Here is a 14456-nt window from a genome sequence, read left to right as displayed (position 1 = left end):
GCTTCTCAGCTTTTTTATTTAGAGTAGAAGAGGCAGAACATGACAAAAGCAGGTTTTCAAACTTTGGACATCATTGAAGAAATTACTCGCTTAGATGGGTCAAAGTATAAAGAAATTGGGAATCTATTGCATAACGGACAGGCTGAATATGCCGTTGAAGAGAAGATGATTCAAGAAGTCCGGATTCTAAAGTTAAATATTCCACATTCAAATAGTGTGCAACAATACGAAAAATACGTGAACGAACATTTTGAAATTCCAGCAGAAATCGCGATTGATCATTATGAAGAGTGGGAGCGCACACCAGAAATGGAGCAATTAGTACAACAAATTTTAATTGAAAACAAAGTTAGTTAAAATGTTTTACGTCTTAATTTTTTAGTGTTAAAACGTTTACTAATGTTGGTAAAGGTGTTATATTTAATACAACAACGATTGACCTTTTAATATCGAGTCCAGAGAGGCTAACAAGGGTTTGGTTTTTGAATCAATTGACATAAATAGTTCCCACATTACTGGGACATTTTTACTGCAATTATTGAAAAGTCCGGGAACTCTTATGTTCCCGGACTTTTTTGCATAGGAGGATACAGGATGCACGATTTTGTGAACTTAAATGATTTATCAACAGATGCGATTATGCGTCTCATTCAAAATGGATTGGCTTATAAGTCAGGCGAAGCGACGCCAACAGCACCAGCAAAATTGGTTGCAAACTTATTCTTTGAAAATTCAACGCGAACGCAATCAAGTTTTCAAGTTGCAGAAGTTAAAATGGGCTGGGAACGCATCATGATTGATCCTGGCAGCAGTTCAACGCAAAAGGGTGAAAGCCTCAGCGATACGTTGAAAACACTTGGCGCATTAGGGGTCGAAGTTGCCGTTATCCGACACAGTTTGAATGACTGGTACGAACCACTGCTAGCCGAGCATTCTGACCTGATGCCACATCTTGTGAATGCTGGAGATGGGAACGGACAACATCCTTCACAAAGTTTACTCGACCTCATGACCATTTATGAAGAGTTTGGACATTTTGATGGTTTGAAGGTCCGCATCATTGGTGATTTATCACATTCACGTGTCGCGCGTTCAAATGCTGAAATCTTACAACGCCTTGGCGCAATCATCACTTTCTCAGGTCCTGAAAACTGGTATCCAACTGAATTTGACCAATATGGGACATATGTTGGGATTGATGATGATTTAGATCAACAAGATGTCGTGATGTTCCTCCGTGTACAACATGAACGTATTGAAACGGTTGAAAACGCTGGGTTCTCAGCGATGAATTATCACTTTAACTATGGATTAACCAAAGACCGTTATGATCAATTAGCACCACAAGCCATCATCATGCATCCAGCTCCGGTAAACCGTGATGTTGAAATTGCCGATGAGTTGGTTGAATCAGATAAATCAAGAATTTTCGAGCAAATGCGCAACGGTGTGTACGCACGAATGGCAATCTTGAACGCAATTGGGGAGGATTAAAATGTCTAGCTTAAAAATTAAAAATGCACGTGTTGTGCTCCATGATAATGATTTAATTCAAACTGATGTTGTCATTCGCGATGGTAAAATTGCTGAGATGGCACCAAAGTTGATGGTAAAGACCGATCGCGTGATTGATGCGAAAGGCCAACTCTTAATGCCAGGGCTGGTTGATGTCCACGTTCATTTCCGTGAGCCTGGGTTTGAATATAAGGAAACCATTAAGACGGGGTCTCAAGCATCTGCGCGGGGCGGATTTACAACGGTTTTGGCTATGCCAAACTTAAACCCCGTGCCAAGTACAGTCGATACCTTCAATCAAGTGCAAGCCTTGAATCAACAAGATGGTGTCATTCACATTGACCAGTATGCTGCAATTTCCGCAGGGTTAACTTCTGAAGAAGTTGATGATATTCAAGCACTGGCTGATGCAGGTGCCGTTGCCTTCACGAATGATGGTAAAGGTGTACAAAACGCTAAGACGATGCGTGATGCGATGCGCGCTGCTGCGAGGGTTGATCGTCCATTAGTTGCCCATGTTGAAGATGAAAGTTTGATTGACGGTGGGGTGATGAACCTAGGTAAGCGTTCAGCGGAACTTGAATTACCTGGCATGGATCCACTTGGGGAATCTTCACAATTAGCCCGTGACTTAGTGATTGCTAAAGCCACAGGCGTACATTATCATGTTGCCCACCTCTCAACGAAGGAATCAGTTAACTTGGTCCGTATTGCCAAGCAAAACGGGGTGCATGTAACCGCGGAAGTCTCACCACATCACTTACTATTGGATGAAACTGATATTCAAGGTGATAACGCTTTGTATAAGATGAATCCGCCACTACGTGCACCACAAGATCGGATGGCGGTCATCGGCGGATTATTAGATGGCACAATTGACATGATTGCAACCGACCACGCACCACACGCTGTGGAAGAAAAGGATCGGACATTCATGGGGGCTGCGTTTGGTATCACAGGCATTGAAACGAGTTTCCAACTTATCTATACCCACTTGGTTCGTTCAGGTGTGGCGACATTGGAAGAGCTCACCACTTGGATGGTTAAAAATCCTGTTGAAGACTTCAACTTAGCTGCCCCAACTAAGGTAGCGGTTGGACAAACAGCCGACTTAGCATTATTTGATATTGACCACGAGCACACCATTCGTGCTGATGAATTCCTCTCAAAGGGTGTGAATTCACCATTTATTGGGGAAAACATCTACGGTCAAACAAGCATGACTTTCTTGAATGGGGAAGTTGTTTACGACGCAGCAAACGACAAATAAGGAGCAAACATGAAACGTTATCTCGTACTTGAAAATGGATCAATTTATGAAGGTGAAGGCTTTGGCTCAACCAAGCCCGTTGTTGGAGAATTAGTCTTCAACACTGGTATGTCTGGTTACCAAGAATCAATCACAGACTTGTCTTACCACGGTCAAATTTTGACATTTACTTACCCATTAATTGGAAACTACGGTATTAACCGCGATGATTTTGAATCATTTAAGCCCGCAGCTTCAGCGATTGTTACGCATGAAATTGCCCGTCGTCCATCGAACTGGCGTTCACAAATGTCAATTGCTGAATGGGCTGAACGTAATGACTTACCTGGAATTACAGGGGTCGACACACGTGCCTTAACTAAGGAACTACGTGACTATGGTGTGCTAAAAGCAACCATCGTTAGCGAAGTGAACGATGCAACTTTACTTGACTTGAAGTCAGCTGAATTGTCAAAGCACCAAGTGGCTGAAGTTGGTAGCAAGAGCATGTACGTAAATCCAACTGATGGCGTAACGATTGCATTGATTGACTTTGGATTGAAGAACTCAATTCTACGTTCATTGGCCCGTCGTAATGTTAACGTCTTGGTTTTCCCAGCAACAGTGGATGCCCAAACCATCTTAGATGCAAACCCAGATGGGGTTTTGCTTTCAAATGGACCTGGTGATCCAGAGTCAGTCGAAGGTATCTTGGACGTTATCCGTGAATTAGAAGAAAAATTACCTATCATGGGAATTTGTTTGGGACACCAACTCTTTGCTTTGGCCAACGGTGCCACAACTAAGAAGATGAAGTTTGGTCACCGTGGATTTAATCACGCGGTAAAGGACAACATCAGTGGTAAAACGAACTTTACGTCACAAAACCACGGTTATGTGGTTGATGGTGACTCTATTCCAGGGACAAACCTTGAAATTACCCAATATGAAATTAATGACGGTTCTGTTGAAGGACTACGCCTTAAGAATCACCAAGCCTTTTCGGTTCAATACCACCCAGATGCAGCACCTGGCCCACATGATGCCGAATACCTATTTGATGAATTCCTAGAAATGATTGCCGCTCACAAGGAGGAACAAACACATGCCTAAGCGCGATGATATTCACAAAATTTTAGTAATTGGTTCTGGACCAATTGTGATCGGACAAGCAGCTGAATTTGATTATTCAGGAACACAAGCAGCCATGTCTTTGAAAGAAGAAGGCTATGAAGTTGTCTTGGTTAACTCAAACCCAGCCACAATTATGACTGACACCGAAATGGCTGACCAAGTTTATATCGAACCATTAACATTGGAATTCTTAGAGCGCATTTTGCGTAAAGAACGTCCAGATGCCATTTTGCCAACGCTTGGTGGACAAACTGGTTTGAACATGGCGAAGGACCTAGCCGAAGCCGGTGTCTTGGATGAGTTAAGCATTGAACTTTTGGGAACAAAGCTTTCAGCGATTGAAGAAGCAGAAGACCGTGAAGAATTTAAAGCTTTGATGGAACGTTTGGATGAACCAGTTCCAGAATCAACGATTGCCACGACGGTTGATGAAGCGGTTGATTTTGCGGAAACCCACTCATACCCAGTTATCGTTCGTCCTGCCTATACATTAGGTGGAACGGGTGGTGGAATTGCCAACAACTACCAAGAATTAGTTGAAATTGCTGAAAACGGACTTGAATTATCACCAGTAACACAAGTATTGATTGAACGCTCAATCGCTGGATTTAAAGAAATTGAATTTGAAGTGATGCGTGATGCTGACGATAATGCATTGATTGTCGCTTCAATGGAAAACTTTGATCCCGTTGGTGTGCATACAGGGGACTCAATTGTTATGGCACCGGTCCAAACATTGTCAGACCGTGAATACCAAATGATGCGTGATGCTGCTTTGAAGATTATCCGTGCTTTGAACATCGAAGGTGGGGTTAATATTCAAATGGCTTTGGATCCAAAGTCATACAAGTATTACATCATCGAAGTGAACCCTCGTGTTTCACGTTCTTCAGCTTTGGCTTCAAAGGCAACAGGATACCCAATTGCCAAGATGGCTGCTAAGATTGCGGTTGGGTTGACATTGGATGAAATCACCAACCCAGTTACTGGAACGACAATGGCGGAATTCGAACCAGCTTTGGACTACGTTATCGTTAAAATTCCACGTTGGCCATTCGATAAGTTCGTGACGGCTGATCGTCGACTTGGAACCCAAATGAAGGCTACTGGTGAAGTTATGGCCATTGGACGTAACATTGAAGAAGCCATGAACAAGGCGGTTCGTTCACTTGAAATTGGGGTAACGGGCTTAGATGACATGCGCTTTGAAGGGACAACTGATGCAGATTTGTTGGATGCCTTGATGCCAGCTCGTGATGACCGTCTCTTCATGATTGCGGAACTTTTGCGTCGTGGTGTAACACCTGAAGCAATCCATGATCGTACTGAGATTGATTTGTTCTTCCTTGATAAGTTGCTCCACATTATTGAAATCGAACAAGAATTGCAAACGAGCGTTGGTGATGTTGCGGTTTTGGAACAAGCGAAGAAGAATGGATTTGCCGATAAGACGATTGCTGGACTTTGGGGCATGACTGAACACGAAGTAAAGACTTTGCGTGAACGGAATAATGTGACACCTGTTTATAAGATGGTTGATACGGTTGCGGCCGAATTCGAATCACAAACACCATACTTCTACTCAACGTATGAGAAGGTGAATGAATCAGAAAAGTCAGACCGCGAAAGCGTTTTGGTTTTGGGTTCAGGACCTATTCGTATCGGACAAGGTGTGGAATTCGATTATGCGACTGTGCATGCAGTTAAGGCGATTCAAGCTGAGGGTTATGAAGCCATTATCATGAATTCAAATCCTGAAACCGTTTCAACTGACTTCTCAGTTTCTGATAAGCTTTACTTTGAACCGCTAACACTTGAAGATGTTATGAACGTCATTGAACTTGAACAACCTAAGGGTGTTGTGGTGCAATTTGGTGGTCAAACGGCAATTAACTTGGCAGCACCGCTTGCGCAAAATGGCGTTAACATTTTGGGAACAACGGTTGCTGATTTGGATCGAGCTGAAGACCGTGAAGAATTTGACCAAGTGATTAAGTCATTGAACTTACCACAACCAGTTGGTAAGACAGCGACAACTGTGCCAGGTGCCTTAGCAGCAGCTGAAGAAATTGGTTACCCAGTCCTTGTCCGTCCATCATACGTTTTGGGGGGGCGTGCCATGGAAATTGTTGCTAATTCAGAAGAATTGGCAGATTACATGGACCGAGCTGTGCAAGTTTCAAATGATCACCCCGTATTGATTGACTCATACTTGGTTGGTCAAGAAGCAGAAGTGGATGTCTTGTCTGACGGTGAAACTGCAGTGATTCCTGGAATCATGGAACACATTGAACGTGCCGGAGTTCACTCAGGAGACTCAATGTCAGTTTACCCATCACAATCTTTGTCACAAAAGGTAAAGGATGAAATGACAGCTGCTTCAATTGCGTTGGCACGCTCATTGAACACAGTTGGCTTGATGAACGTCCAATTTGTTATCCATGATGATACAGCGTACGTGATCGAAGTGAACCCACGTGCTTCACGTACTGTGCCATTCATCTCAAAGGTGACACACTTGAAGTTAGCACAGTTAGCAACACGCGTGATGCTAGGTGAAAAATTGACGGACATGGGCTTTGAAACAGGCTTGATTCCAGAGACTGACGACGTGCACGTTAAGGCGCCAATCTTCTCATTCACGAAGTTGCCAATGGTGGATTCATTGCTTGGACCTGAAATGAAGTCAACTGGTGAAGTGATGGGATCAGATAAAACGTATGAAAAGGCTTTGTATAAGGCCTTTGAAGCCTCAAACATCAAGATTCCTGAATTTGGAACCGTGCTCTTCACAGTCGCAAATGACGATAAGCCAGAAGCTTTGGCTTTGGCTAAGCGTTTTGACCAATTAGGTTATATGTTGGTCGCAACTGAAGGAACAGGTAAGTTGTTCGCTGATAATGGTTTGCGCGTCCAAGTTTTGGACAAGATTTCTGAATCAGAAAACAACCCCGTTACTGCAATTCGCGATGGACGCTTGCAAATTGTGATTAACACAACACAAGCTGATGAATCAGCAGAAAATGATGGTCGTATGATTCGTAACACAGCGATTGAAAATGCAATCCCATTGTTTACGAACTTGGATACAGTTTCAGCCTTGTTGCGTGTGCTAGAAGCACGTTCATTCGACGTTGAATCTATGAAATAATGCTTAAAACCGCCGGTTTCGACCGGCATACATATCAAAAGAATGGAGCTTGCTGATGAATAACGTATTTATTGCCCTTGATTTCGAGAATGAAGCTTTAGCTTGGGATTTCTTAAACCAATTCCCTGATGATGTTCGCCCAGCTGTTAAAATTGGAATGGAACTCTTTTATCGTGAAGGCCCTGCGTTTGTAGAAGCTGTTAAAGCTGCTGGGTTCACCGTTTTCTTGGACTTGAAGTTGTATGATATCCCCAATACGGTTGGGCATGCTGCCCGAAACCTAGCCCGCTTAGATATTGACTACCTAACGATTCATACAGCAGGTGGGGTTGAAATGATGCAAGCTGCTGTTGCTGGTGCGGATGAGGGGGCTCAAGCAGTTGGTGTGCAAGCGCCTAAATTACTTGGCATTACCCAATTAACATCATTTTCAGAAGCTTCAATGCAAGCCACCCAGTTAGTGGAAGCATCCATGGCAGAGTCTGTTACGCATCTAGCTAAATTAGCTGACGAAGCTGGTTTAGCAGGGACGATTTCATCTGCTTTCGAATCACAAATGATTCACGATGCGACCCGTGCTGGTTTTCTATCAATCACGCCAGGAATTCGGTTAGCTGGCGATGCAGTTGGTGACCAGAGTCGCGTGGTGACACCAGGGCGTGCCCAGGCAATGGGGGCTGACGGGATTGTCGTTGGTCGTTCAATTACACAGGCTACCGATCCGGTTGCTGCCTATCAACAAGTTGTTTCGGAATTTACACAAGGAGCTTAATCATGACAAATTATAAAAAAGAAGTTGCACAAGCATTATTAGACATTCAAGCCGTTAAGTTACAACCAAATGATCCCTTTACTTGGGCATCAGGTTTGAAGAGCCCAATCTATACCGACAATCGTAAGACGATTAGTTTTCCTAAGGTGCGTCAATTGATTGCCAATGGATTAGCTGAATTGGTTAAAGAAAAGTACCCAAACGCGACAGTTATTGGTGGCGTTGCCACTGCTGGAATTCCGCACGCAGCGTGGGTAGCGGAAGTTTTGGACTTGCCAATGGTTTATGTTCGTTCAAAGCCAAAGGATCATGGCGCTGGTAAGCAAATCGAAGGGGTTCTTTCAGATCAAGATCAAGTTGTCTTGATTGATGATTTGATTTCAACTGGTGGATCAGTCCTTGGTGCCGTTGATGCTGTTCGTCGTGAAGGAAGTGAAGTTGCTGGGGTGCTGTCAATTTTCTCTTATGAATTGCCAGCTGCCGATAAGAACTTTGCTGCTGCTAAGACAGACTTTGCACCGTTGACAACTTATTCAGCCCTTTTGGAGGTTGAAAAGGCCTCAGGTCAAATGTCAGATGCTGATTTGGCAGTTTTGCAAGATTGGCGTGTTGATCCAAGTGCTTGGAGTGAAAAGCATTCAAATTAATGATTTATGCAGTTCTAGCAAGATGCTAGGGCTGTTTTTTTGTTTGGTCAGCATTGAGTAACTATACCTTTAGGGCATTTACTGTTAAAATAGAACAATGAATGAATTTTTGTGAAAGGTGATTGTGTATGAATATCGGATTATTCACGGATACTTATTTTCCGCAAGTTTCTGGGGTCGCAACTTCAATTAAAACCCTAAAAGAACAACTTGAAGCACAAGGGCATCAGGTGTATATTTTCACGTCGACCGACCCTAAAGTTTCAAAAAAAGCAAACGAACCGCATATTTATCGTTTTTCAAGTGTGCCATTTGTTTGGTTTAAAGATCGCCGAATGACTTATCGCGGAGGATTCCAAGCTCTTCAAATTGCAAAAGACTTAAAACTTGACATTGTCCATACCCAAACTGAGTTTTCTTTGGGGATGATTGGTAAATTTGTAGCCCGACAAATGAAGATTCCAATTGTACATACTTTTCATACAAATTATGAAGATTATTTGCACTATATTGCGAATGGTAAAATTATTAAGCCAGGTGGCGTTGCCGTCATTGCCCGGTACTTCATGCATGGCATGACGGGGATTGTATCACCGTCAAAGCAAACATATGACACGTTAAAACAATATAAGGTGGAAACCCCAATTGTGATTATTCCAACGGGGGTCCGCGTGGCGCATGCGCCTGACGAAGATCATAGTCAGGAGTTGTATGAACCACTCGGTCTTACGCCGGAAACCCCAATTGTCATGTCAATTGGACGTGTGGCCTTCGAAAAGGATATTGATGATGTCATCAACGCTTTTGCGAAAGTCTTAGAACAAATTCCTGAGGCTAAATTAGTGATAGTTGGTGAGGGACCTGCTCGTTCAGCACTAGAAAAGCAGACTGTCGACTTAGGCATTCAGGAGAGTGTTATTTTTGTGGGTGAAGTTAAGCATGAGGAAGTATATAGTTATTACCGCCTCGGCGATGTTTTTGCTTCAGCGTCAGTCTCTGAAACACAAGGAATTACCTTTATTGAATCAATTACAGCTGATACGCCGGTTGTTGCCATGCATAGTGACTATATGGATGGCATTGTCATTGACCCTAGTATTGGGACCTTAGTTGATAAGCCTAATCAGTTAGCAGAACCGATTGTTCGCTATTTAAATGCGAAAGCATCGGGTACTGTTATTGGTGATCCAAGTGAGCGTGATGCGATTCTCCATGAAATTGATGAGCGCACGTTCGGTCATCGAATGATTGATTTTTATCGCGAAGCTTTAACCATTTATCATGATGACGATGATGATGATACGGCAGAAAAAAATAACGCTGCCTATGTTCGTTCATTTTTGCATCCGTTTAGGAGAGATCAAGATGATTAAAATTACGATGTTTTCAGCAGCAGAAACGGTTCCTGGTCAAGGCGTCGGTTCTGCTTACCGTGAACTTGTTAATTTGTTGGAGGAAAAGTTCCCTAAAGAATTTGACCTTCGATTTAATAGTTATAAAAAGACAGATATTAGCCACTATCATACGATTAACCCGACCTATTTTATGAGTACATTTCTACCTGGTCGTGGTCGTAAGTTGGGCTACGTGCATTTTTTGCCCGAAACACTGGAAGACTCAATCAGTCTACCAGGACCAATTAAAAAGCTATTTTACTGGTATGTAATGACCTTTTATAAGCGCATGGACCACCTTGTGGTCGTAAATCCAACGTTTATTGATAAATTGGTCAACCTAGGTGTAAAGCGTGACAAAGTCACATACATTCCAAACTTCGTTTCAAAAGAGACCTTTTTCCCAATGCCAACAGCTGAGCGGGAGGCTTTACGTGAGAAGCAAGGCTACCAGCCGGATGATTTTGTGGTATTAGGCGTAGGACAAGTGCAAGAACGTAAAGGTGTGTTTGATTTTATTAAATTAGCTGAAGCGAACCCACAATGGCAATTTGTCTGGGTGGGCGGTTTTTCTTTTGGTGCAATGACCGCCGGTTACGAAGAATTGAAAAAAATTGTCGACAATCCACCAGCCAACTTGAAGTTTCCAGGTATTGTCGATCGCAGCGAAATGAATGGTTACTATAATTTGGCCGACGTCTTTTTGTTGCCTAGTTATACAGAACTGTTCCCAATGTCGGCATTAGAGGCATTTAGTACAGGCACGCCTACGGTTTTACGTGATTTAGATTTGTATAAAGCAATTATCGATGGATATTATTTGCCCGCCAAGGATCGTGCAGGAATGCAACAAGCGTTGCAAAACATTGCTTCTGATTCAGCATTACGTGAAAAGCTATCATCAGATGCTTTGGCAGCTTCTGAACGTTATTCTGCTGATAATGTTGCCAAGATTTGGGAAAAATTTTATACAGAACAGGCTGAGGTAAAGTAATGTCAAGAAAGAATGTCCTCGTTTTCTTTTGTATGTTAGCCCTAGGTGGGGTGATTTTTTGGTGGTCATTTCGTGATGTCAGCTGGGCTCAATTCGCTAGTAGTATTGCTGGTGCACATTGGGGTTGGCTGATTTTAGCGTTGGTGGCGATGATTGTTTATCTGCTATTGGAAGCAGTGGTTGTCAAAATTTTTGTTGACGATGCAGATGAGCAAATCACTTGGCGCGATGCGATTCGTGTGCCCTTAGTTGAACAGCTTGGTAATGGAATTACACCATTTGCTGCGGGGGGACAACCCATGCAATTGGTTGCGTTAGCCCAATCCGGGATTGATGTTGGCCGAGGTGGATCGATTTTAACAATGAAGTTCATTATTTATCAGGGGATGATTGTAATTAATTTCCTGATGGCATTATTAGTGGGGTATCAGTACCTGATTGATAAGATTCACGCATGGACAGTTGTCTTAATTTTAGGGTTCCTAATTCATCTCTTTGTCATTGTTGGCCTGTTGATGATTATGTACTGGCCGAAGTCAACGGATACGTTAGTTAAGCTATTTATTAAAATGGTACATCCTTTTTCACCTAAGAAGGCACAAGAATGGCAAGTTGTCCTAGAAGACAAAATTGCAAACTTCCACGAAGAAAGTGACTTAATGCGGAAGAATGTGAAACCTGTGATTCAAGCAATCTGTGTCACGTTTGTGCAATTGTTTGTGTACTATCTCATTCCGTACTTTATCTTGTTGGGATTAGGGGCAACCCATGTAAACATTGCCTTAGTGATGGCACTAAACGTGTTAATTGTGATGGTGATTTCATTGTTCCCAATTCCTGGTGGTGCTGGTGGTGCTGAAATTGGTTTTTCAGTCTTATTTAGTCAATTTCTACCAACCCACGCCCAACTTGTGATTGCCATGATTTTGTGGCGTCTGATTACCTACTACTTTGGTATGTTTGCGGGAATTTTTGCGTTCAGTATACCTGCAACGTCAAAAAAATTATCAAAGCATTAGGTTCTTTTAAAATAGTTTCCTTAAAGTGGTAAGTATTATTTATATTGAATGGAGCAAAGTAAACATGGAACGTGTTATACAAACCGCCAAAAAGGGTGGTGCATATCTATTTAATTCAACCATGGGCTTTTTCCTGTTAAACGTGTTCTTTGTTTGGCTTAAAACATACATGGTTTATCAGCACGACTTTAGTCTCGGGGCTAAAGGGCCGATGCAAGAATTTTTGTTGTTCTTTAATCCAATCCCAACTGCAATTATTTTATTGAGTATTGGGTTGTATTTTAAGGGACGCGCATCGTATTGGACGATGCTCTTTATGAATTTAGTGCAATCAATTTGGCTGTTTTCAAATATTTTGTACTATCGTGAATTCTCGGACTTCTTATCATTGAATATTATTAATTCTGGAAGTTCAGCCGGAAATAATTTGGGTAAGGCCCTTGGTGGGATTATTGACCCAACTGATTTCCTAGTATTCGCAGATATTATCATTCTGACTTTGCTGATTGTCTTTAAGCTTATCCACGTAAATCGTCATGTGGTACGCCGTTGGGTTGCCGGGTTGACGACTTTGTTGGGGGTCGCCCTTATGTTTGTAGGGTATGGACTCTCGGAAAGTGACCGTTCTGGTCTGTTAGTGCGAACTTTTGATAATAATTATATTGTTAAGTATCTGGGGTTAAACGAATATGCTGCTTATAATATCTATAAGACGCACAAGACGGCTGAAGTTAAAAAGCAGGCAACTCCTAAGAACCTTGAGAAAATCGAAAAATTCGTTAAATCAAATAACACAATGCCTAACGCCCAATACTATGGGACAGTTAAGGGTAAGAACGTGGTCATGTTCCACCTGGAGTCATTCCAACAATTCTTGATTGATTATAAAGTCGATGGAGAACCAGTAACGCCAAACATTAATCGTTTCTATCACGATCAAAACTCAATTTCATTCGATAATTTCTATAACCAAGTTGGTCAAGGTAAGACGGCTGATGCAGAAAATATGCTTGAAAACGGGTTATATGGAACTGCCTCTGGGGCAGCCATGGTTAACTATGGTTCAACAAATACGTATCAAGCAGTACCAAACATGCTTGATCAACGCGGATATACGACAGCTGCCTTCCATGGGGATGTCGCTAGTTTCTGGAATCGCGATAATACCTATAAGAACTGGGGTTACGATTATTTCTTTAGTAAGCCATTCTATAAGGGTGCTAATAAAGATGATTACAATATCGGTTATGGAATGAAGGATAAGATTTTCCTTAAGGATGCGTCTCAGTACCTTGATCAGTTGCCACAACCGTTCTATTCAAAGGTTATTACAGTGACGAACCACTATCCATACGATCTTGATAAGAAGAATGTTTCAATCAACAAGACTGATACTGGGGATAAGACTGTTGATGGATATGTCCAAACGGCACGTTATCTTGATCAAGCCTTTGGTGAATTCGAAAACTATTTGAAGAAGTCAGGGATGTATGACAATACTGTGATTGTCTTGTATGGGGATCACTATGGTATTTCTGAGAACCATCCTAAGGCCATTGCTAAGCTATTAGGTAAAGATTCAGTGACACCTTATGATCTTGCTAATTGGCAAAAGGTCCCATTGATTATTCATTCACCAGGTCTAAAGGGTGGTATTAACCATACCTATGGTGGTGAAATTGATGTTATGCCAACGTTGATGCACCTTTTGGGAATCTCAACAGCTAATAATATTCAATTTGGACAAGACCTATTGGCTAAGAATAATAAGCAGGTTGTGCCTTTCCGTAATGGTAACTTTGTCTCAAAGAATTACGTGAAGTATGGCGGGAATTACTATGTGACTTCAACGGGAACAAAAATTAACCCCAAGGAAGATCCACGTGCTCAAGTAATCATTGAGAGTGATCAAAACTATGTTAATGATAGTTTGACGTACTCGGATCAAGTCCAAACGGGAGATTTGTTACGTTTCCATAAGCTAGCAGGATATAAACAAGATGATCCTAAGGACTATTCTTATAAGAAGAATGATACCTTAAAGTCATTGAAGGATCTGGAAAAGAAAAAGCCAACTTCAGCTATGCAAAAGAATGGCGGCAAGATTCCGGAATACGATACAGATGCGCCAGAATTGGGTGGTAAGCCACAAACAATTCCTGAAGCCGTAGCAAGTAGCCGGTAAATTTAAAATGAAAAGCTCACACATTTAATGTGTGAGTTTTTTTTGTAAAAAAACAATTGACCTGAACGTAAGATTCGGGTATATTAATTGAGTTGGGTTTTTTGGTAACATCAATGCGAAGTGAGTTTCAAATTCCTTCTAAACTAGTGTTGACAAACAAATCAAACATGTGTAGTATAGTTTAAGTTGTCTGAGGGAAACAAATATTTCTTCTAAACAATAAGTAGATCATTGAAAACTGAATATCGTTTCGATATAAACAAATGTGTAGGGTCACCAAATTTATTTGGTGCAAACATTTGCGAAGTCAATTCGCTAGTAAATTCGTTTAACAATCTGTTAAACAACAAAAAGAAAAATTGAGTAATATCAAGCTTTTGAAACCTTTCTTCATAT

11 protein-coding genes are annotated in these 14456 nt (G+C 41.8%); all 11 read left to right on the top strand.

Going from position 1 to position 14456, the window contains the following annotated elements; all coding sequences use genetic code 11:
* Positions 1 to 39: 39 nt before the first annotated feature.
* The 11 genes from D3P96_RS06875 to D3P96_RS06825 all read left to right on the top strand — a co-directional run bounded on the left by D3P96_RS06875 (position 40) and on the right by D3P96_RS06825 (position 14060).
* Positions 40 to 357 carry a hypothetical protein gene (locus D3P96_RS06875; RefSeq protein WP_124943641.1) on the top strand — a complete coding sequence of 106 codons (318 nt, stop codon included), beginning with the start codon at positions 40 to 42 and terminating at the stop codon, positions 355 to 357.
* A 237-nt stretch (positions 358 to 594) separates the two neighbouring features.
* Positions 595 to 1494 carry an aspartate carbamoyltransferase catalytic subunit gene (locus tag D3P96_RS06870; protein WP_124943640.1) on the top strand — a complete coding sequence of 300 codons (900 nt, stop codon included), beginning with the start codon at positions 595 to 597 and terminating at the stop codon, positions 1492 to 1494.
* A gap of 1 nt (position 1495) precedes the next feature.
* Positions 1496 to 2785 (top strand): dihydroorotase, encoded by a 1290-nt coding sequence (locus tag D3P96_RS06865; protein ID WP_124943639.1) that lies wholly within the window; start codon positions 1496 to 1498, stop codon positions 2783 to 2785.
* Positions 2786 to 2794: 9 nt separating this feature from the next.
* Entirely contained in the window at positions 2795 to 3877 is a 1083-nt protein-coding gene (locus D3P96_RS06860) for a carbamoyl phosphate synthase small subunit (protein WP_124943638.1), read from the top strand.
* On the top strand, positions 3870 to 7049 hold the full coding sequence (gene carB, locus D3P96_RS06855; protein WP_124943637.1) for a carbamoyl-phosphate synthase large subunit: 3180 nt from the start codon (positions 3870 to 3872) through the stop codon (positions 7047 to 7049). The genes D3P96_RS06860 and carB overlap by 8 nt, the downstream gene beginning before the upstream one ends.
* A gap of 55 nt (positions 7050 to 7104) precedes the next feature.
* Positions 7105 to 7821, top strand: a complete 717-nt coding sequence (gene pyrF, locus D3P96_RS06850; protein WP_185696117.1) for an orotidine-5'-phosphate decarboxylase — start codon at positions 7105 to 7107, stop codon at positions 7819 to 7821.
* Between the two features lie 2 nt (positions 7822 to 7823).
* On the top strand, positions 7824 to 8468 hold the full coding sequence (gene pyrE, locus D3P96_RS06845) for an orotate phosphoribosyltransferase (protein WP_124943636.1): 645 nt from the start codon (positions 7824 to 7826) through the stop codon (positions 8466 to 8468).
* Between the two features lie 128 nt (positions 8469 to 8596).
* On the top strand, positions 8597 to 9841 hold the full coding sequence (locus D3P96_RS06840; protein ID WP_124943635.1) for a glycosyltransferase: 1245 nt from the start codon (positions 8597 to 8599) through the stop codon (positions 9839 to 9841).
* Positions 9834 to 10856, top strand: a complete 1023-nt coding sequence (locus tag D3P96_RS06835; protein WP_124943634.1) for a glycosyltransferase family 4 protein — start codon at positions 9834 to 9836, stop codon at positions 10854 to 10856. Before D3P96_RS06840 ends, D3P96_RS06835 begins: the two co-directional genes overlap by 8 nt.
* Positions 10856 to 11875, top strand: coding sequence for a lysylphosphatidylglycerol synthase transmembrane domain-containing protein (locus D3P96_RS06830; RefSeq protein ID WP_124943633.1), 1020 nt, complete (start codon positions 10856 to 10858; stop codon positions 11873 to 11875). The genes D3P96_RS06835 and D3P96_RS06830 overlap by 1 nt, the downstream gene beginning before the upstream one ends.
* Positions 11876 to 11939: 64 nt before the next feature.
* Positions 11940 to 14060, top strand: coding sequence for an LTA synthase family protein (locus D3P96_RS06825; RefSeq protein ID WP_124943632.1), 2121 nt, complete (start codon positions 11940 to 11942; stop codon positions 14058 to 14060).
* Positions 14061 to 14456 lie beyond the last annotated feature (396 nt).

Origin of the sequence: Weissella viridescens (genome assembly GCF_003862435.1) — a bacterium.
Taxonomy (GTDB): domain Bacteria; phylum Bacillota; class Bacilli; order Lactobacillales; family Lactobacillaceae; genus Weissella; species Weissella viridescens_A.
This window is presented reverse-complemented; position numbering and strand designations above follow the sequence as displayed.

Coding starts and splice junctions, on each gene's coding strand:
- D3P96_RS06875 (WP_124943641.1), top strand. CDS start 40: ATGACAAAAGCAGGTTTTCAAACTTTGGACATCATTGAAGAAATTACT.
- D3P96_RS06870 (WP_124943640.1), top strand. CDS start 595: ATGCACGATTTTGTGAACTTAAATGATTTATCAACAGATGCGATTATG.
- D3P96_RS06865 (WP_124943639.1), top strand. CDS start 1,496: ATGTCTAGCTTAAAAATTAAAAATGCACGTGTTGTGCTCCATGATAAT.
- D3P96_RS06860 (WP_124943638.1), top strand. CDS start 2,795: ATGAAACGTTATCTCGTACTTGAAAATGGATCAATTTATGAAGGTGAA.
- carB (WP_124943637.1), top strand. CDS start 3,870: ATGCCTAAGCGCGATGATATTCACAAAATTTTAGTAATTGGTTCTGGA.
- pyrF (WP_185696117.1), top strand. CDS start 7,105: ATGAATAACGTATTTATTGCCCTTGATTTCGAGAATGAAGCTTTAGCT.
- pyrE (WP_124943636.1), top strand. CDS start 7,824: ATGACAAATTATAAAAAAGAAGTTGCACAAGCATTATTAGACATTCAA.
- D3P96_RS06840 (WP_124943635.1), top strand. CDS start 8,597: ATGAATATCGGATTATTCACGGATACTTATTTTCCGCAAGTTTCTGGG.
- D3P96_RS06835 (WP_124943634.1), top strand. CDS start 9,834: ATGATTAAAATTACGATGTTTTCAGCAGCAGAAACGGTTCCTGGTCAA.
- D3P96_RS06830 (WP_124943633.1), top strand. CDS start 10,856: ATGTCAAGAAAGAATGTCCTCGTTTTCTTTTGTATGTTAGCCCTAGGT.
- D3P96_RS06825 (WP_124943632.1), top strand. CDS start 11,940: ATGGAACGTGTTATACAAACCGCCAAAAAGGGTGGTGCATATCTATTT.